The 18,048-nt window shown below is 71.1% G+C and carries 23 protein-coding genes; 10 read left to right on the top strand and 13 right to left on the bottom strand.

Annotated elements, in window-relative coordinates; translation table 11 throughout:
- The first annotated feature begins 143 nt into the window (after positions 1-143).
- Both ABC304_RS02235 and ABC304_RS02230 read left to right on the top strand, forming a co-directional pair.
- Positions 144-1,364 carry an MFS transporter gene (locus ABC304_RS02235; protein WP_412928684.1) on the top strand — a complete coding sequence of 407 codons (1,221 nt, stop codon included), beginning with the start codon at positions 144-146 and terminating at the stop codon, positions 1,362-1,364.
- Entirely contained in the window at positions 1,361-2,968 is a 1,608-nt protein-coding gene (locus tag ABC304_RS02230; RefSeq protein WP_412928683.1) for an amidohydrolase, read from the top strand. The genes ABC304_RS02235 and ABC304_RS02230 overlap by 4 nt, the downstream gene beginning before the upstream one ends.
- Positions 2,969-2,989: 21 nt before the next feature.
- Here ABC304_RS02230 and ABC304_RS02225 read toward each other — a convergent pair whose 3' ends face one another.
- The gene (locus ABC304_RS02225) at positions 2,990-3,205 is read right to left on the bottom strand and encodes a hypothetical protein (RefSeq protein ID WP_412928682.1); all 216 of its coding nucleotides are present in this window, start codon (positions 3,203-3,205) and stop codon (positions 2,990-2,992) included.
- A 293-nt stretch (positions 3,206-3,498) separates the two neighbouring features.
- On the opposite strand from ABC304_RS02225, the gene ABC304_RS02220 reads away from it, so the two are divergent.
- From ABC304_RS02220 to ABC304_RS02210, 3 genes are all read left to right on the top strand, one after another.
- Positions 3,499-4,380 (top strand): ATP-grasp fold amidoligase family protein, encoded by an 882-nt coding sequence (locus ABC304_RS02220; protein ID WP_412928681.1) that lies wholly within the window; start codon positions 3,499-3,501, stop codon positions 4,378-4,380.
- Positions 4,381-4,416: 36 nt separating this feature from the next.
- Positions 4,417-5,568 (top strand): NAD(P)-binding domain-containing protein, encoded by a 1,152-nt coding sequence (locus tag ABC304_RS02215; protein ID WP_412928680.1) that lies wholly within the window; start codon positions 4,417-4,419, stop codon positions 5,566-5,568.
- Between the two features lie 185 nt (positions 5,569-5,753).
- Complete coding sequence (locus ABC304_RS02210; protein WP_412928679.1) at positions 5,754-6,140, top strand: DUF7882 family protein; 387 nt, start codon at positions 5,754-5,756, stop codon at positions 6,138-6,140.
- A 21-nt stretch (positions 6,141-6,161) separates the two neighbouring features.
- Here the strand turns inward: ABC304_RS02210 and ABC304_RS02205 are convergent, their stop codons facing one another.
- Positions 6,162-8,963 carry an FAD-binding and (Fe-S)-binding domain-containing protein gene (locus tag ABC304_RS02205; RefSeq protein ID WP_412929047.1) on the bottom strand — a complete coding sequence of 934 codons (2,802 nt, stop codon included), beginning with the start codon at positions 8,961-8,963 and terminating at the stop codon, positions 6,162-6,164.
- Between the two features lie 88 nt (positions 8,964-9,051).
- Here ABC304_RS02205 and ABC304_RS02200 point away from each other — a divergent pair, with 88 nt between their 5' ends.
- From ABC304_RS02200 to ABC304_RS02185, 4 genes are all read left to right on the top strand, one after another.
- Positions 9,052-9,771: a GntR family transcriptional regulator gene (locus tag ABC304_RS02200; RefSeq protein WP_412928678.1), complete on the top strand. Its 720-nt coding sequence runs from the start codon at positions 9,052-9,054 to the stop codon at positions 9,769-9,771.
- Between the two features lie 7 nt (positions 9,772-9,778).
- Positions 9,779-10,444: a hypothetical protein gene (locus ABC304_RS02195; protein ID WP_412928677.1), complete on the top strand. Its 666-nt coding sequence runs from the start codon at positions 9,779-9,781 to the stop codon at positions 10,442-10,444.
- A gap of 91 nt (positions 10,445-10,535) precedes the next feature.
- Positions 10,536-10,967, top strand: coding sequence for a hypothetical protein (locus tag ABC304_RS02190; RefSeq protein ID WP_412928676.1), 432 nt, complete (start codon positions 10,536-10,538; stop codon positions 10,965-10,967).
- 100 nt (positions 10,968-11,067) lie between these two features.
- Positions 11,068-12,129 carry an alpha/beta hydrolase gene (locus ABC304_RS02185; protein ID WP_412928675.1) on the top strand — a complete coding sequence of 354 codons (1,062 nt, stop codon included), beginning with the start codon at positions 11,068-11,070 and terminating at the stop codon, positions 12,127-12,129.
- Positions 12,130-12,151: 22 nt separating this feature from the next.
- Here the strand turns inward: ABC304_RS02185 and ABC304_RS02180 are convergent, their stop codons facing one another.
- The 10 genes from ABC304_RS02180 to ABC304_RS02135 all read right to left on the bottom strand — a co-directional run bounded on the left by ABC304_RS02180 (position 12,152) and on the right by ABC304_RS02135 (position 16,462).
- Positions 12,152-12,676: a hypothetical protein gene (locus tag ABC304_RS02180; protein WP_412928674.1), complete on the bottom strand. Its 525-nt coding sequence runs from the start codon at positions 12,674-12,676 to the stop codon at positions 12,152-12,154.
- 122 nt (positions 12,677-12,798) lie between these two features.
- Entirely contained in the window at positions 12,799-12,969 is a 171-nt protein-coding gene (locus ABC304_RS02175) for a CsbD family protein (protein WP_412928673.1), read from the bottom strand.
- A 71-nt stretch (positions 12,970-13,040) separates the two neighbouring features.
- A complete protein-coding gene (locus tag ABC304_RS02170; protein ID WP_412928672.1) occupies positions 13,041-13,307 on the bottom strand; it encodes a GlsB/YeaQ/YmgE family stress response membrane protein in 267 nt (88 codons plus the stop codon).
- 50 nt (positions 13,308-13,357) lie between these two features.
- The gene (locus tag ABC304_RS02165) at positions 13,358-13,579 is read right to left on the bottom strand and encodes a hypothetical protein (RefSeq protein ID WP_412928671.1); all 222 of its coding nucleotides are present in this window, start codon (positions 13,577-13,579) and stop codon (positions 13,358-13,360) included.
- A gap of 26 nt (positions 13,580-13,605) precedes the next feature.
- Positions 13,606-14,220 (bottom strand): hypothetical protein, encoded by a 615-nt coding sequence (locus ABC304_RS02160; RefSeq protein ID WP_412928670.1) that lies wholly within the window; start codon positions 14,218-14,220, stop codon positions 13,606-13,608.
- Positions 14,217-14,801, bottom strand: coding sequence for an Asp23/Gls24 family envelope stress response protein (locus ABC304_RS02155; protein ID WP_412928669.1), 585 nt, complete (start codon positions 14,799-14,801; stop codon positions 14,217-14,219). Before ABC304_RS02155 ends, ABC304_RS02160 begins: the two co-directional genes overlap by 4 nt.
- Positions 14,798-15,199, bottom strand: coding sequence for an Asp23/Gls24 family envelope stress response protein (locus tag ABC304_RS02150; protein WP_412928668.1), 402 nt, complete (start codon positions 15,197-15,199; stop codon positions 14,798-14,800). Before ABC304_RS02150 ends, ABC304_RS02155 begins: the two co-directional genes overlap by 4 nt.
- A complete protein-coding gene (locus ABC304_RS02145; RefSeq protein ID WP_412928667.1) occupies positions 15,199-15,387 on the bottom strand; it encodes a DUF2273 domain-containing protein in 189 nt (62 codons plus the stop codon). Before ABC304_RS02145 ends, ABC304_RS02150 begins: the two co-directional genes overlap by 1 nt.
- A complete protein-coding gene (locus tag ABC304_RS02140) occupies positions 15,384-15,905 on the bottom strand; it encodes an Asp23/Gls24 family envelope stress response protein (protein WP_412928666.1) in 522 nt (173 codons plus the stop codon). The genes ABC304_RS02145 and ABC304_RS02140 overlap by 4 nt, the downstream gene beginning before the upstream one ends.
- A 317-nt stretch (positions 15,906-16,222) precedes the next feature.
- Positions 16,223-16,462 (bottom strand): hypothetical protein, encoded by a 240-nt coding sequence (locus tag ABC304_RS02135; RefSeq protein ID WP_412928665.1) that lies wholly within the window; start codon positions 16,460-16,462, stop codon positions 16,223-16,225.
- 142 nt (positions 16,463-16,604) lie between these two features.
- Here ABC304_RS02135 and ABC304_RS02130 point away from each other — a divergent pair, with 142 nt between their 5' ends.
- Positions 16,605-17,066: a DUF3237 family protein gene (locus ABC304_RS02130; RefSeq protein ID WP_412928664.1), complete on the top strand. Its 462-nt coding sequence runs from the start codon at positions 16,605-16,607 to the stop codon at positions 17,064-17,066.
- Here ABC304_RS02130 and ABC304_RS02125 read toward each other — a convergent pair.
- Complete coding sequence (locus ABC304_RS02125; protein WP_412928663.1) at positions 17,059-17,922, bottom strand: LLM class F420-dependent oxidoreductase; 864 nt, start codon at positions 17,920-17,922, stop codon at positions 17,059-17,061. The two genes, ABC304_RS02130 and ABC304_RS02125, sit on opposite strands and share 8 nt — an antisense overlap.
- Positions 17,923-18,048 lie beyond the last annotated feature (126 nt).

Genomic DNA, 18,048 nt, shown 5'->3' with positions numbered 1-18,048 from the left:
CGAGGGTGGCTGATCGAAAACAAACGGTGTATGTTTACCGCACCCCACCGCACCCCACCGCACCGCACCGCACCCGCCCGCATCCCCACCGCTGTGTGATCCGAACCTCCCCGCCGGCGACGATGCCGGAGAATCGAGCGCCCATGTCCGTCGTCGACACGACCCGACTGCCTCTCACCACGCGACGCGCCGTCTCCACGTTCGGGATGTCGGTGCTCGGCCTCCTCACGGCGAACCTGCTGCCGCTGATGCTGATCGCTCTGGAGGAGTCGCTCGGGATGAGCGTCGCGGAGGCTGGCGGCGTGCTCACCGGATCGCTTCTGGCGACGGCCGTCGCGTGCACGGCGTCGACGCGGTGGGCGGAAGGCACCCGACGGACGCGCGTGGCGCAGATCGGCCTCATCGTGTCGGCCGCGGCCTTCGCCGTCGCCGCGCTGAACATAGGAGCCGTCGCGACGGTCGCCGCCGTCATCCTCGGCGGCGCCGGCGTCGGCGGTGCTCTGGCCGCGAGCGGCGCCGCGCTGGCGGCGCTTCGCAACCCGAATCGCATGTCGGCGGTGAATGGCCTGGTGAACCGTGCGATCGTGACCGTCGTGCTGGCGGCCATCCCGCTGATCGGCATCACGACCGGGAGCGTCTTCGGGTTCGTCGCAGCCCTGTCCCTCGCCCTGCTCCTCGCCGCGACCTGGCTTCCGCAGGCGCCCGTCGTTTCGGCCCCCGCGGAGGTTGCGACGGCCGCAGCACCGCAGAGCCGTGCCGTCACCCTCGCCGGCGTGGCCCTGCTCGCGATGTTCGCCGTGTGGGCCATCAGCGAGGACTCGGTCTGGGCGCTGGCCGGCACGATGGGGGCGGATCAGACCGGTCTCACCGATGCCGGCCTCGGCGTGGTGCTCAGCGTTTCGAGCGCCGGCGGCTTCGTCGCCGCCCTCGCGCTCATCTTCGTGGGCGACAAGCTCGGCCGCGCGGCGCCGCTCGCGATCCTGCTCACCGCGGGCGGAGCGCTGAAGCTCGCCGCCGCCCTCACCGACGACCCCACGGTCTACACGATCGTCCTCATCGCCTGGAACACCGTCTACCTGGCGGCGTTCCTGCTCTTCATCGCCACGGCTGCCGCGCTCGACGCCAACGGCCGCTTCTCCGGTCCGTCGATCGGCGTCTACCTCTTCGGCTCCGCCTTCTCTCCGCTCGTCGGGGGATGGCTGGCCCAGTCGGTCGGCTACGTCGGCTTCGGCTGGGCGATCGCGATCACGAGCTGGGTGCTCATCGTCCCCGTGGTCGCCATCGCGGCCCTGTCCACCCGCGTCCAACGGCGCGAACGCGTCCTCGCCGCAGCATCCGCTTCCACCCCGGAGGTCGCCCGGTGACCCGCCTCAACCTGACCCGCGCCCGCGCCCTCGATCTCTCCACAGGAACGGCCCCGCCGTCGGAGTCGACGATCGTCACAGCGGACGGAGTCATCGTCGAGATGACAGCCGGCGAGGTCGAGTCCGATGCGACGGTCATCGACGTCGAGGGTCACGTCGTCGTGCCCGGCTTCGTCGACTCGCACGTCCACCTCGTGTGGACCGGCGAGAGCCTCGCCAAGGTGGGCCTCACGGATGCGGCCGATCTCGCCGAGATCCAGCGGCGGCTCGTCGCGGAGCGCGCCCGCCTCGGCGCGGACGCCGGTCTTCTCCTTGGCAAGGGCTGGCTGTATGACGCCGTCGGGGGCGAGCCGACCGCGGCCATGATCGACGAGGTGGTGTCCGACATCCCGGTCTTCCTCGACTCCAACGACATGCACTCGGTGTGGGTCAATTCCGCGGCACTGCGGGCGATGGGCGTGGATGCCTCGACGCCCGATCCACCGGCCGGGCACCTGTCACGGCTGCCGTCGGGGGAGCCTGCGGGGATGCTGCACGAACGCGCTGCGCACGAGATCGCGTGGGCGCACCTCAGCCGGGAGACCACCGACGGCGATCGCGTCGCGTCCGCACGTCGCGCCCTTGCTGCCTTCGCGGCCGCCGGGGTGACCTCCGTCGTCGACATGGGCATGGACCGGCACGGATGGCGCGCCCTGCAGACATTGGCAGCCGAGGACGGCGGCAGGCTTCCCCTGCGGGTCGCAGCGCACTGGCTCGTCGCGGATGCCGGCTCCGACGAGGCCAACCTCGCCCAGGTGCGCGAGGCCGAGGAGGCCCGTGCGGGCAACACCGAGTGGCTCAGCGTGATCGGCATCAAGCTCGTGCTCGACGGCGTCATCGACGCCTGCACGGCCGCGATGCGGCATCCGTACTCCTTCGGCACCAACGCCGACCTCATGTGGGACGTCGACCGCCTGACGGCCGTCGCGGTCGATGCCGACGCCGTCCGACTGCGCCTCGCCCTGCACGCGATCGGGGACCGCGCCAGCGACATCGCGCTCGATGTCATGGAGCACGTCGCCGCGACGAACGAGCGGTGGGACTGGAGACCCCGCATCGAGCACCTGGAGGTGGTCTCGGAAGCGACGCCGGCACGCCTCGCGGCGCTCGGCGTGACCGCGTCGGTGCAACCCGTCCACGCCGACCCCGCCATCCAGTCGAACTGGCGCGCTCAGCTCGGCGACGACCGTGTCGAGCGCGGCTATCCTTGGCCGACGTTCAGCGCCGCGGGAGCCCGGATCGCGTTCGGCACGGACGCTCCGACCGCGCCCCACGAGACGCTGCTGAACCTCTACATCGCCACGACGCGGAAATCCGTCATCCAGCTCGATCTGCCGGCTAACACCCCGCACTCGGTCCTGCCCCTCGACGACGCCCTGCGTCACGCCACCATCGACGCGGCGGCCTCGTACGGCGTCGAGGACCGGATCGGCCGCATTGCGCCCGGCTACGCCGCCGACCTCACCGTGCTGGCCCTGGATCCTGCGGAGCCGGACGGACTGTTACGGAACGCGGCGGTCCTGACGGTGGTGGGCGGGCGCGTCACCCACCGCCGACGCACGTGAGACCGAGCAGCGGCCTCGTCGTCAGCGCCGCCGAACGGGACGGCTCCGGCGAAGGTTGATCAGGTAGAAGAGCGGGGTCAGCACGACGGTGATGCCGATCATGCCGAGGAGGACCGACGAGGTGTCGTGCTGCATCAGCAGCTCCGCCACGAGATACCCGACCGCTGCCGCCAATGCGCTGATGAGCGCGAGCAGGAATTGTCGGCCCTTGGAGGGAACGGCGAGGTCATCGGTCACAGCGGGTTCTCCGGACTGTTCGGCGGGACGCTCGGGTCCCGATCGGTCTGGCGATCGCTTCACGTAAGCGAACGGCCACGGCTCCGTGCACGTCGGAGACGGCTTCACGCTACGGCCGCCGCTGCGCCGTCGCTCGCCGTTGGCGCCCGCTGTCTCCAAGTCGGCGCCCAAGGCGACGGCGACGCGGCGGCGGCCGCGGGTCGCTGCCGTCCAGGTGCCAGGCGAACTCCGACCGCACGTAGTCTCGACGGGTGCCGCGTCCCTCACCGAATCCTCCGCGACGGCGTCCGCGGGTGAGATGGCGGGAGCGCAGCATCCTGGTTCGCGCACTCCGCCTGTGGCGCACGCGGCACCCGCGCACCTTCCGCGAGAAGGTGCGCTACAAGATGCTGCGCGACCACCGCGACCTGATCGTGACGTTCGCCGACAAGGCCGCCGTCCGTGACCACGTCGCCGCGGCGATCGGCGAGGAGTATCTCCCGCGGGCGTTCGCCATTCTGGACGACGCGCGCGCGCTGCGCGACCTGGAGCTGCCCGACGCCTACGTGGTGAAGCCGACCCATGGCAGTGGGGCGGCGCTGGTCGTCTCGCCGTACGCCCCCGAGGACACGCGCCTCCCCGAGGCGCAGTGGGGCTGGGTCTACCGGCACGTGCGAGCCGAGCACGCGCCGCGCGAGCAGGTCGCCCGGATCGCGGAGACCTGGCTGACGAAGCTCTACGGTCAGGGGCCGAACCGCGAATGGGTCTACGGGCGGATCCGTCCCCGCGTGATCGTGGAGGAGTTCCTCGCCGGACCGGACGGTTCGGTGCCGGACGACTTCAAGTTCTTCGTCTTCCACGGGCGCTGCGCCTACATCCAGGTCGACAGCGGCCGTTTCGGCACGCGGACGCAGGACTTCTTCCTGCCCGACTGGACCCACCTCCCGCTCTCCGGCGGTCCGCCCTGGGCCGACCCCGCGCCCGCGCGACCGGCGCACCTCGCCGAGATGATCGACGTCGCACAGCGCCTCGCCGCCGGCACCGATTTCGTGCGGGTGGACCTCTACGACGTCGACGGCAGGGTCGTGTTCGGCGAGCTCACGAGCTTCCCGGCGGGCGGCGACAGCCCGTTCGACCCGGAGACGTTCGACGAGGAGTTCGGACGGCACTGGACGGTCCCCCGTCGCTATCGCTGACGACGGCCGACGCCGGCAGGACCGTATCCTGAGCGTGTGACCGCCTCACCGACGGCAGCCGAACGCACGGCGACGGTCGTCGTGATCGGCGCCGGCCAGGCCGGCCTGTCGGCCGCGTTCCACCTCGCCCAGCGCGGCTTCGTCAGCGCACTCGACAGGGCAGCGGCGACGGATGCCGGCGGCCCTGGTTCCGCAGAGGGCACGCCGTCTCCCGGCACGTTCATCGTCCTCGACGCCGAGACCGGCCCCGGCGGCGCGTGGCGCCACCGGTGGGAGTCGCTGAGGATGTCGACGGTCAACGGCATCTTCGACCTGCCGGGGTTCCCGAAGCCGCCGATCGACGACGCGGAGGCGAGTCGCGACGCGGTGCCCCGCTACTTCGCGGCCTTCGAGTCGGCGATGCATCCGCCGATCCTGCGGCCGGTGACGGTGAGCGCCGTCCGTCGAGCCGACGACGACCCGGACGGCGATCTCCTCGTCGACTCATCCGCCGGGGTGTGGCGCACCCGTGCGGTCATCAACGGGACCGGCACCTGGACCAGCCCCGTCCTGCCGCACTACCCGGGCCAGGACACCTTCCTCGGCGTGCAGCTGCACACGCGCGACTACGTCTCCTCCGCCGAGACAGCCGGTCGTCGCGTGGCGGTCGTGGGCGGCGGCATCTCGGCGGTGCAGCTGCTCGAGGAGATCTCGAGGGACGCGACGACGTTCTGGTACACGCGCCGCGAGCCCGTCTTCTGGGAGGGCGACTTCCGGCCCGAGGTCGAGGGACGCGAGACCATCGCGAAGGTCACCGCGGCGGTCGAGGCCGGCGAGCCGTCGGCGAGCGTGGTGTCGTACACGGGGTTGGGCTGGCTGCCCTACGTTGTCGCCGCCAAGGAGCGCGGTGCGCTCGAGCGCCGCCCGATGTTCACCCGCGTCGAGCCGCACGGCGTGCGGGAGGCGGACGGCACCTTCACCCCGGTCGACGTGATCCTCTGGGCCACCGGCTTCACCCCCGCGCTCTCGCATCTCGACCCGCTCGCGCTGCGCAACTCCCTTGGCGGCATCGCGATGCGCGGCACCCAAGTCGCGGCCGAGCCGCGCGTCCACCTCATCGGCTTCGGACCCAGTCAGTCGACGGTCGGCGCGAACCGGGCGGGCCGCGATGCGGTGCGCGCCCTGGTGCGGTATCTGGCGCAGCGGTAGGGCGACGCCGGAACCGTCTCGCTCGCTGCGCTCGTTCGCTCGCGCGGTGAGCGGTGCCAATCTCACATCGGTGCGCCGGTTCGTAACCCCCGTGCGGGGCTCCGGCGCCGCGACGTAGCCTGCGTGAGACGTTGCCCTGGACCTCGGCTGACAGACCTTGCCACCTCGACACCAGGAGCACACCCGTGGGCACCTTCTTCTACGGCACCATGTTCGACGCGGTTCCCATGCCGGACGACATCCTCGCCTACGTCAAGACGATCGCGAGCGTCAAGCTGCGGCGCAATAAATGCTTCATGCTGTCGTGGCGCTACGCCGGCGCGGAGGAGCAGGGGATGACCTCCGTCTGGCTGCAGCCCGCCATCCCGCTGCAGTTCTCCTTCGACGCGTCCGCGCCGACGAACCTCGACCCCGCCGTGCTCCACCGCCTGTCGGAAGCGGCCTTCTCGACGAACGGCCTGGTGCTCGACCTGCCCGCGCGGTCGCTCCCGGAGGCGACGCGGGCCGGCGACACCGGCACGCTCCAGGACGCGACGCGAGCCGACGACACCGGCACGCTCCCGGACGCCTGACCGGCCGCACGCGCCGACAGGTCAGGCGCGCTCGGGGCGCGTGGCCTCCTCGAGGAGCTCCAGCACGTGCCGGTACTCCGACCCGGTCGCCCGGGTCATCCCGACCTCGCAGGTGCGGTTGCAGGAGGCGTGCGCCTGCGCACCGATCCCGGCCACCTCGGCGGCCTCCGCAGCGGTCGCCGACGCGGTGAGTTCGGGATGCAGCATCCCCCGGTCTCCGGCGAAGCCGCAGCATCCCCACGCATCGGGAGTCCGCACGTCCGTCGCGACGGCGTCGGCCAGCGCTGCCAGCGCCGGATTCAGCCCCATCTGCGTCGACGAGCACGTCGGGTGCAGCACGAGGGAGTCGACGAGCGGCATCACCGCGCCCAGCTGCGGCAGCACGAGCCGTTCGACGAAGGCGACGGCGTCCTCCGTGCGGTAGTCGAGTCCGGCGTCGTCAAGGATGTGCGCGAAGCCCTCCGTGCAGCTCGAGGCGTCGCTGACCACGACGAGCTCGCCGTCGCGGGTGGAATCGCGGAGCGCCGCGACCACCCGCTTCGCCATCACGTCCCGGCCTCCCGTGTAGCCCTTCGACGTCCACGGCGTGCTGCAGCAGAGCGACTCGATGCCCTCCGGCACGACCACCCGCACGCCCGCGCGCTCCGCCAGCCGCACGAACGCCTCGGTGGCGCCGATCCTGCCGGCGGCCGCGCCGAACATGGAGTTCACGCACGCCGGCAAGTAGACCGCGACGGCCTCGCCCTGGCCCCCGCCCTGCACGCCGGCCAGACGCCGCCGGTCGGGGCCGCCCCCGGGCAGGTCGCCCGTGTACAGCGGCACCGTGTCGGCGCCGAGCACGGCGCGCGCGGCGATCGTGACGGCGGAGACGGCCTGTGACGGCACACGATCGGTGACCGTCAGCGCCGCTGAGCCCGCCCGCGTCACCGGTCCCCACGCGGCGGCGGCGGCCTTCCAGCCCACGGCGAGAACAGGATTCTGGTCTTCCCGGCGCAGGCGCTTGACCAGCTGCCCGGTGTCGATCAGCACGGGGCACGCGGTGGCGCACATCCCGTCGACCGCGCAGGTGTCGACCCCGGCGTAGTCGTAGTCCTTCCGCAGCTCGCGGGCGAGCGCATGGTCGCCGTGGGCCTCGGCCCGCGCCATCCCGCGGCGCACCACGATCCGCTGCCGCGGTGTGAGCGTCAGGTCCTTCGACGGGCAGACCGGCTCGCAGTAGCCGCACTCGACGCAGCGGTCGGCCTCCGCCTCGATGGGCTCGGCGAGCTTGAAGCTCTGGAGGTGCGCCACCGGGTCGTCGTCGATGATCACGCCGGGGTTCAGGATGCCGCGGGGATCGCAGAGCCGCTTGATCTCGCACATCACGGCATAGAGCTCGTCGCCGTACTGGCGACGGACGAAGGGCGCCATCGCGCGACCCGTGCCGTGCTCGGCCTTGAGGTTGCCGCCCGCGGCCAGCACGACGTCGGCCATCTCGTCGGTGAAGTCCGCCAGCCGGCCGATGGCGGCGTCGCCCTCGAACCGGTCGGTGAGCATGAAGTGGATGTTGCCGTCCTTGGCATGCCCGAAGATCACGCTGTCGCGATACGCGAAGCGCGTGAAGAGCTCCTGCAGCGCCTCGCAGGTCGCGGCCAGCGCCGGCACCGGCACGACGACGTCCTCGAGGAGGGCGGTCGTGCCGGCCGGGCGCGCGCCGGCCACCGTCGCGTAGAGGCCCTTGCGCAGCTTCCACGCGCGGGCGCGCTCCGCCGCGTCCTGCGACAGTTCCGCCGGAGCGCGCAGCGGCAGTCCGCCGAGCAGCCGCGCGCCGCGGGCGACCAGCTCGTCGAGGTGCTCCTGCTCCATCGCCTGGTACTCGATGAGCAGGGCGGCCTCGGCGCCGACCTCGAAGCCGCGGATCTGCGACGGGGCGTCGGCGAAGCCCTGACCCACCCGGATGCTGGTGGCGTCCATGAGCTCGAGGGTCGCGGCATCCGTCTCCACGAGTGCGGGCAGCGCGCGGGTCGCGTCATCGAGCGTGGGGAAGACGGCGAGCGCCGTGGCGATGCGTGGCTTGAGGGGCACCGTGACGTACGTCGCCTCGGCGACGAAGGCGAGCGTGCCCTCGCTGCCGACGATGAGGTGCGCGAGCATCTGCACCGGGCTGTCGAAGTCGAGCAGCGCATTCACGCCGTAGCCCATGGTGTTCTTCATCGCGAATTGCCGGCGGATCGTCGCAACCGACGCGGGGTCGTCCTGCACGCGCCGGCGGAGGCGCTCGAGTCCGGCGGACAGCTCCGGCTCCTCCTCGCGGAGGCGGCGGTCGGCATCGGGGTCGGCCGTGTCGATGGTCGTGCCCGAGGGCAACACGAAGACCATCGACTCCAGCGTGCGGTAACTGTTCTCGACGGTGCCGCAGGCCATGCCGCTGGAGTTGTTGGCCACGACGCCGCCGATGGTGCACGCAGCCTCGCTCGCCGGATCGGGACCGAGCCGGCGACCGTGTCGCGCGAGCCGCGTGTTGACCTGGCGGACGGTGGCACCGGGCTGCGCCCGCACCCGCATGCCGCCGTCGAGCACGTCGATCCGCCGGAACGCCTTCCGGGTGTCGACCAGCACGCCGTCCGTGCAGGCCTGCCCCGACAGGCTGGTGCCACCCGAGCGGAAGGTGACCCGCGAGCCCGTGGCCGAGGCGGCGCGGAGGATCGCGGCGACCTCGCCGGCGTCGGCGGCCGTGACGACGGCGCTCGGCGTGAAGAGGTAGTGCGAGGCATCCGAGGCGTACGCGACCCGGTCGATCGACCGTTCGCTGATGCGGGTCGCATCCGCGACCGCGGCGGTCATCAGTGCGTCCACGCCATCGTCTCCTGCCCTCACCGCCGGATTGTCTGACAAGTGTACATCTCGCGGGCGGACGCGTACCCTCGATGCCATGGTGCGACTGGAAGTGGTCTCGGTGATCGACGCGGTCACCGCTGATCTGCGCGCCCGCGTGCTGTCCGGCGACCTGCCGCCCGGTCTCGCCCTCGTCGAGACCGACGTCGCCGGCCGCTACGACGTCGCCCGCCCGACGGCCAAGGCGGCGATCGAGAACCTCGTGCGCGAGCGCCTGCTCGAACGCAGCGCCCACAAGACGGCGCGGGTGATGCGGCTCACGCCCGCGGACGCCCGAGACATCTACCGCAGTCGCGCCCTCATCGAGGCCGAGGCGCTGCGCGTTCTGGCGCGCACCGGGATCGTGCCGCCGGAGGCGCGCGCGGCGAACGCCGAGATCGCGGCCCTGACCGACGCGTCGCCTCGCGATGCCGTCGACCCCGACATGCGGTTCCACGCGAGCCTCGTCGACGCGATCGGCAGCGAGCGCACCACACGGATGTACCGCAGCCTCGTCTCGGAGGTCGTGCTCTGCATGTCGCAGGTGCAGGGCGCCTCCCTCCTGCCCACCGAGGTCATCGTCGCGGAGCACGAGCGCCTGCTCGAGCTCATCGAGGCGGGCGAGGGGGATGCTGCAGCCGCCCTCCTCGGCGAGCACATCGGTCGCGCGCGCGAGCGCCTGGTCGAGAGGCTCGGCGGGGAGCCCGGGCCCGAAGCATCCGCCCCCTCGTCGGTGCTTCGCGCAAGCGCTGGCCAAGAGGACACCGCGGGAGCATGATCGGAGGGTGGATGCGACGTCGCTCCCGCCCGCGCTCGCCCGTGAACTCGCGGACCTCCGACGTCGGGCGTTCGGGCCCGACGCCGACATCGCCGCGGATCCGGACGCGCTGAAGCGGCTCGAGGAGCTCGAGCGGCTCGGCCACGCGTCGGCCGCTCCTCCGGAGGGCGCCACGCTCCCCCGCCCGTCGGCGCCCTCGGTCGCGCACTCGCAGTCAGCGCGCCGGCGACCGCCGCGCCGTCGTCGGATCAGCGCCTCCGCGCTCACCGCCGCCCTCGTGGCACTCGTCGGGGCCGGCGTCCTGGCCGCCTCCGGACGCTCGGACGACACCTCGATCGTCGCCACCGCGGCGGAGCGCCAGCGCCTCGTCGACCGGGTCGACCTGGCCCGGATCGACATGATCGGCGCCCGGCTGCAGCCCTTCGCCGACTTCGAGAAGCTGTGGGTCTGGTCGGCCACCAGCGCGGGCTCGACGTGCCTGCTCGTCGGCTCCGGCGAGAGCGATGCGCTGCGCGTCGAGTGCGCCGACACCACCGCTCCCGTCTCGGTCGCCCTCCGCGTCGGCGACCAGGTGCGTCGCGCTCTCGTCGGCGGACTGCCGCAGGGCAGCGAGGTGCGCTTCACCATGCGCGACGGGGCGGTGACCGTGGCAGTGCAGACGGCCGACCGCTGACGTCGGAGCGCACCGCGACCTGTCAACCCTCGGGGCGATCGCGCCGGGGCGACCTAGCGTGGGCACTCCAACGGTCCGAGAAGGGACTCCCATGACGGATCCGAAGATGCCCGCACGTCCGACCACGGTCACCGCGTCGTTCTTCATCTGGCTGCTGGCCACCGCACTCGGCGTGATCACCGCGGTGTTCTCGTTCATCAGCGCCGGGAACGTGGTGGCGGAAGGGGATGCGACCACGACGGCGAACTTCTTCGGAATCACCTACGTCTTCGCCGGGCTGCTCGTGCTGGCGCTGTCGATCATCCAGGCGGTCGTCGTCTGGCGCCTGCGCGCCGGACGCAACTGGGCGCGCGTCACGCTGACCATCCTCGCGGTGCTGCAGGTCGTCAACGCGATCTTCTCGCTCGGGCTGAGCGCCGCACTCGGCGGGATCGGGATCGCCCTGATCGTCATCGCGTCGGTGCTGATGTGGCTGCCCTCCGCGAACGAGTTCTTCGGTCGCCGCACCACCGTCGCGCCGTAGCACCGTCGCGCCGCAGTCTCGGGCATTCTGGGAACCACGCACCGGCGCACGCCGGTCGCGATCCAGACGCGCCGTCGACGGTCGCTTCGGAGAGGTCGGGATGTCCGGGAGCGAGCAGGATGCTGCGGCGACACCCGCTGCCACCGGTCGCCGTCACAGACGGCGGCGTTCCTGGGGCATCGCGCTGGCGAGCGCACTGGCCGTCGTCCTCGTCGTGGCGATCGTCACGTCGCTGACGCCGTGGCCGTCCGCGATGATCATCCGGAGCGTGTTCGAGCGCGGCGGAGCGGCGACCGTGACGGAGATGGAGCCCTACGTGCCGGCGACGGCCCTGCGCGAGCAGCAGGACGTCCGCTACGGGGAGGATGCAGCATCCACCCTCGACGTCTTCACACAGGCGGCCGCGGGCGAGCGTCGTCCTACCGTGGTCTGGGTGCACGGCGGCGCGTGGATCTCGGGGTCGGCGGAGAACGTCGACCCGTACCTGCGCATCCTCGCCGCGGACGGGTACACGACGGTCGGCGTCGACTACTCCGTGGGCCCCGAGGAGCACTATCCGACCGCGATCACCGAGCTCTTCCAGGCTCTGACGTATCTGCAGGATCACGCCGACGAGCTGAGCATCGATCCCGACCGCATCGTGCTGGCCGGAGATTCCGCGGGCGCCCAGCTCGCGAGTCAGCTGGCGGCGATGGTGACCAACCCGCGCTACGCGCACCTCGTCGGTGTCGCGCCGACGATCGCGCCCCGGCAGCTCGCGGGCATCATCCTCAACTGCGGCGTCTACGACCTGAGCGCCATGGCCGAGCTGCAGGGACTGTCCGCGTGGGGCTTCAAGGTGGCGCTGTGGGCCTACACGGGCACGAAGGACTGGTCGCAGCAGTCGTCCGGCGCCACGATGTCGACGCTGCGCTTCGTGACGCCGGACTTCCCTCCGACCTACATCAGCGGCGGCAACGGCGACGGGCTGACGTGGCTGCAGTCCGTGCCGATGGCCGCGAGGCTGACGGAGCTGGGCGTGCCGGTCACCGAGCTCTTCTGGCCCGCGACGCACGAGCCGGCGCTGCCGCACGAGTACCAGTTCCACCTCGACCGGCCCGAGGCCCGCGAAGCGCTGGACCGGACGAAGCAGTGGCTCCACGACACGGTGCCGCTCGACTGAGGCCGGACTGCGCCGGTGGCGCTCACCTCACATCGACGGACACTCCGCGGGTCGCGACGTCCGGGTTGTCGGCGCGCACGTCGGCCGCCAGTCGTCCCCTGGCCGCGACCGCTCCGCGCCAGCGGAAGCGGGGAACGCGCCGCGACTGACCGTCGCTCATCGATGCGCCGCAGAAGAAGACCGCGCGCGGCCGACCCGGGACGCGCGTCCATCCGGCGGCGGCGAAGTCGTCTTCGTCGAAGTCGGGCTCGAACGGACCGTCGGAGGTGAACTCGAGGTGCACCTGACCCGTGGTGGCCGTGGTGCCCGCTGCGGTGTAGACAACCGCTGCGCTGATGAACAGCGCCGCACTGCTCGACGCGTTCCGCGTGACGGGCGTCGTGGCGAGGACCGACACGGTGGGCACCTCGGCGGAGGGTGCGACCGGGTCGGCGGCGACCAGAGGTGTCGCCACGGTCAGCGCGACCGCGGGCTGCGACCACGGCCCCGCCTGTGCATCCCCGTTCGTGCGACGGGCACCGGCGTGATCCTGGCGTTCACCGTTCATGGTTCTCCTCGGTCTTGTCGCATCGGATCGTCATCACGTTCGGCCGTCTGCAGGCCGGCCGTCCTGGGCGGAACATGAGAGGGGGGGGATGCCGGTGCGGCATCCCCCTCTGTCGGTTCGACTTACTTGAAGGCGTCCTTGACGTTCTCGCCGGCCTTCTTCGCGTCGGCCTTCGCCTGGTCGGCCTGACCCTCGGCCGCGAGGCGGTCGTTGTCAGTGGCCTTGCCGATGGCCTCCTTCGCCTTGCCGGCGATGTCCTGAGCAGCGTTCTTGATCTTGTCGTCGAGTCCCATGAGGGTCTTCCTTTCGTGTGTTGTTTCTTGCGGGGTCCGGTTCGGCGGTCGCGGGTGTCCGCGCCGTCGTCTTACTTCGTGGCGCGGCGGCCGACGATGAATCCGTAGATCAGCAGGACGATCAGCGAGCCGCCGATCGCGAGGAGCCACGTCTGGATGGAGAAGAAGTCCTGCAGCGGCGCGCCCAGCAGCAGTCCGCCGAGGAAGCCGCCGAGCAGTGCTCCGACGACACCCAGGAGGAGGGTGATGAGCCAGCCGCCGCCCTGCTTGCCCGGGAGGATGAGCTTGGCGATGGCACCGGCGATGAGGCCGAGCAGGAGGAATCCGAAAAATCCCATGAGGGGGTCCTTTCACAGGGGTGTGGTGCAGATGCGCCCGGGGGCGCGGGTCAGGAATCGGCCAGCTTGTGGAGCTTCTTCTTGGCTTCCTTGGCGGACTTCTCCAGGGCCTTCGAGGACTTCTCGTAGGCCTTGTGGCGGCGTTTGCGCGCCTTGGGGTCGTTCCACTCGCGCACCAGCTGGTGAGCGAGCGACTCGCCCTTGCCGGCGCGGCTTCCGAGCACATAGGCGAGGAAGACGATCCCGCCGATGAGGAGGAGCTTGTTTCGCATGTCCTGATTCCCTTTCGTGAGTTCGATCAGCTCAGGCGACGCTGGTCGTGGGCGAGCTTCGCCCGCAGACCGCTGTGCACGGAGATGAACGTGGTGAGCTGCTGACCGGTGAGCGTACCGAGGTTCGTCACGAGCCGGTCGACGGTCTCCGCGACGTGCAGCGGCGAGGTGTTCTGACGGGGGGTGACGCTGACGTGCAGCACGGGCTCGTGCGCGACGTCATTGGCGGTCACCTTCGCGGACAGGATCTCGTCGTATCCGCCCAGCGCGTTCTTGAGCGCGTCGGACGCGAAGCCCTCGGTCACCGTGATGCGTCCGAGCGAGTTCGCGGAGCCGGTCGCGCGGAGCGTCGTCCGGCTGCGTCCGCGGACGCCCTTCGAGATCACGACGATGGCGATGATCACCAGCAACAGCAGAGCGGCCAGCACGCCGACAGCGAGCCAGGTCAGCTGGCCGCCCGCGATCTTGGACGACTCCCAGAGCTGCGTGGTCCACTGCTGCAGCCCCTGGCCGGTCATGTCCCAGGCCTGGCCTGCGGCCGGCACGGCGGCGGCGGTGGCGAGACCTCCGCCGATCACCAGCAGGACGACGCCCAGGATCAGCAGCACGATGCGGTTCAGCGCGCGATTGGTGTTGTTCATCGGAAGTCCTCGTCCTTCTTGGTCCGCAGGACGCGGACCTTCGTGGTGACGGAGGGGGTGAGGCCGTAGGCGTCCACCTCGGCGGCGGCGACGCTGCGCACCTGCGCCTCGTCGACGTCGATGCCGAAGGCTGGCTCGACCACGACGTCCACGGTGCGGTGCGAGACACCGACCCGGACCTGATCGCGGGGGAACCCCGTCTCGTCGCTGACGCGCTGCGCGACCGCGGAGGCGATCACGCCGTTGTCGACGACCACGGCGCGGTCCCCGACGGTGAGGGAGTGGCGCGGGAGGCGGCCGGGCTTGAGGGCCAGCACCACTACGATGAGGCCGAGGATGGCCAGGACGACTCCGACGGCGATACTCACGCCCTGCGGAACCTGGGTTGGCAGACCAGCGAGACCGGCGAGCGCGGCACCGGGCCCGAGCAGAAGCGCGGGCTGGCCCAGCACGCTGAGGACGATCTCGGTGCCGACGTAGAGCAGCGCCAGGATCACGAGGACGACGGCGATGATCATCGCGACGGTGCGCGGTGAGTGCGTCTCGCGTCGGACGACCCGACGAAGCACCGGGGTGGTCATCGGACTCTCCTTCTGGTGGTGGCGGTGGTGGCCCCGTCGACGGTGACGTCGACGCGGGTGACCTGCTGTCCGAGGATGCGGCCGAGCTGATCCTGCACATCGTGCTGGATGCGTGCGGCGACGTCGGTCACCGAGCCGGCCGCCGCGACGGCAGCGGGGTCATCGAGCGGGGGGATGGGGAGCGGCGTCGTGATGCGGACGGCGATGCCGTCGCGGTGCTCGGCGGCCGAGACATCGATCCGGCCGGACTCCACACCCACGACGGTGGCCGCGACGTGCTGGAGCAGCTTCTTCACGACCTTGTCGCGCACCTCGATGCGCCCGGGAAGCGTGGTGGGCCCCTCCCCGGCGGCCGCGCGGACGCGGCTGCCGGGGACCAAGGCCTGCGTGCTGCTCATCAGCTCGTTCGGCGGCCGGTGAAGGCGTCCGCGAGGCCGCGGACGTCCAGCTGACCGCTGACGATGCGTCCGACCACTGCGCCGATCCCCATGAACAGGGCGACGAGGAGGAATCCCCAGAAGCCGAAGATCAGGGCGGCGAGAGCCAGGACGGCGCCGACGATGGCACCCTTGACGGTGGCACTCATGCGACTCGCGACTCCGTGTTCTCGTCGTCGTCGGCGCCGGCGATGTGCACGTCGTTGACCTCGACGTTGACCTCGACGACCTCGAGTCCGACCAGGCGGCTGATGGCGCCGGCGACGGCGGCGCGCACGTTTCCGGCGACCTCCTGGATGGGGGCCGGGTACTCGACCACGATGGTGAGGTCGGCGGCGGCCTGCGTCTCGCCGACCTCGACCTTCACGCCCTGCGAGAGGTCGGTGGCGTTGATGGCGTCGCGGATGGCGCCGAAGGCGCGGGCTCCGCCGCCGCCCAGCGCGTAGACGCCGGCCACCTCGCGCGCGGCGATGCCGGCGATCTTCGCGACCACGCCGTCGGCGATGGTCGTCTTGCCTGCGGCGTTCTCGTCAGCGGGGACGCGGGACGAGGAGAACGACGAGCGGTCCACGCGGGGGGCCGGCGTCGAAGCGGGCTTCGGGGCGGCGGTCTCGGAGACCGGCGCGGCGGGCGTAGCGGTGGTGGTGGGCTTCTGGTCCTCGGCCATGATGGTGTCCTCTTCTGTCTGTAGGCCCGTGCGGTCATCCCGCCTCGGGGAGCGTGTCGTTGTGCTCTGCAGATAAGAGGCGGACGCGACGGGAAACGTCACAAAAAAGTTTTCGCGGATTTCGGAAGCCGCCCGGGAACGCGGAACGGCCCCGACCGGAGTCCGTTTGGGGGGATGGACTCGACGGTGGGGCCGTCGGAGCGTGTCGCTTGCGATGACACGCGTTCCGCGCCGGCTATGCCGGGGTTTGGGATGCACTCAGCCTACGTCGCCGCCCCCTCGAGGGGCGCGTTCACAGGGAGTCCGAAGGTGCCGCATCAGGAGGCGTCAGAGAACTCTCCCGCGACGATGGCATCGGCGTACTTGCGGATGTCCGGGCCGGGCTCGTAGTCGATGAATCGGTCCTTGAGTCGGCCGTTCAGCTGCGCGAACGCCTCATCGGAGGTCAGATCCTTCGACGACGCGACGGCGAGGACGGCCTCGCGCAGCACGCGGTCGGAATCGGAGAGGATCTTGGCACGGGCTTCGTCGTTCCAGCGGATGTCATTGGTGTCCATGCGCCGAGCATAGGAAGCAGAACCTGCCCGATTCGAGGGGTTGCGCTTCGGGCTCGACGAGGTGACTCCACCCGACGACCCGACGGCATTCATTGACATCCTCAACGGTCACCGCTTCACTGGTGCGCGGACAGGAGCAACCGTGACCGTGACACCGCCCGTACCCGGCCTCGAGTGGGCCTTCTCCGTCGATGCCGAACTGGGCCCGCTTCAGGACCACGGGATGACGCGGGCCGGCCATCGCCGCATCATCCCCATCGCCGGCGGAACCGTGACCGGCGCCTTCACCGGCGTGCTCCTCCCGGGCGGCGCCGACTGGCAGAACGTGCGCGCCGACGGCTCCATCGAGATCGACGGGCGGTACAGCGCACGCGCCGAGGACGGCGCTCTGCTGTACGTGACGGCGCGCGGGGTGCGCAGCGGCGATCCTGTCGTCCTGCAGTCGCTGCTGGACGGCGCCGACGTCGATCCCTCGGCCTACTACTTCCGCACGGCGCTGACCCTGGAGTGCGCCACGGACCGGACCCTCGAGGACGCCGTCTTCGTGGCATCCTGCGTGCGCGAGGCGAACCGCGTCCGCTACGACGCCTACCGCGTCAGCTGACCAGGCGAGCCGTCTCGGCGATCACGTCCACGACGCGCTCGGGCTCCGGCATCCCGACGGCGAACACGTACGTCGCCGCGAAGCCGGCCCCGGCGAGGTCGCGGACGACGGACGCCAGCGCCTCGGGAGTCGATTCCGGATTGATCGGGATCATGGCCGTCTTCTCGATGTCGTCGTAGTCGCGGCCGACCGCCTCGCAGTGCCCCCGCAGCACCTCGAGCTTGCGGGTGGGCACCAGTCCGTCCATGACTCCGAGGTTGCAGGCATCGGCGTACTGCGCGACCATGCGCAGCGTCTTCTTCTCCCCGGAGCCGCCGATCATCAGGTAGGGGTGCGGCTGCGTGAGCGACTGCGGCGAGTTCAGCGTCCGGCCCAGCCGGAACACCTCGCCCTCGTAGGGCTCCTCCGACGGAGACCACATCTGCAGGCAGATCTGCACGGTCTCCTCGAGCTGGCGGAAGCGCTCGGCCACCGGCGGGAAGGCGAAGCCGAGACCCGCCGACTCCTCCTCGTTCCACGCAGCGCCCAGACCGAGGCCGACGCGGCCGCCCGACAGCACGTTCAACGTCGTGACGGCCTTGGCCAGCAGAGCCGGCTCGCGGTAGATGACCCCCGTGACGAGGGTGTGCAGCAGCGCCTTCTCTGTGTGCGCGGCGATGAAGCCGAGCGTGGCGTAGGCCTCGAGCATCTCGTGGTCGGCGGGTCCGATGCCCGGCAGCTGCCAGAAGTGGTCCATGACGGTGATGCGCTGGATGCCGGCCGCCTCCGCGTTGCGGACGTGCGCGGCGAGCGCGGGACCGAGCCTCTCGGATCCGCTGCTCCAGGTGAAGTCCGCGATGTGAATGCCGAATTCCATGGGGGGTCCGTCCTGTCGAGGGCGTCGGATGCCGCATCCGACCGCATCAGTCAGGGTAGGCCTGTTCGCGGCCGCCGTCGCGGGGGTGCTCCTGCGAGGATCATGTGCCCCGTCCAGGTACGGGAC

Source organism: Microbacterium jepli, from assembly GCF_047237905.1.
Classification (GTDB): Bacteria; Actinomycetota; Actinomycetes; order Actinomycetales; family Microbacteriaceae; genus Microbacterium.
This window is presented reverse-complemented; position numbering and strand designations above follow the sequence as displayed.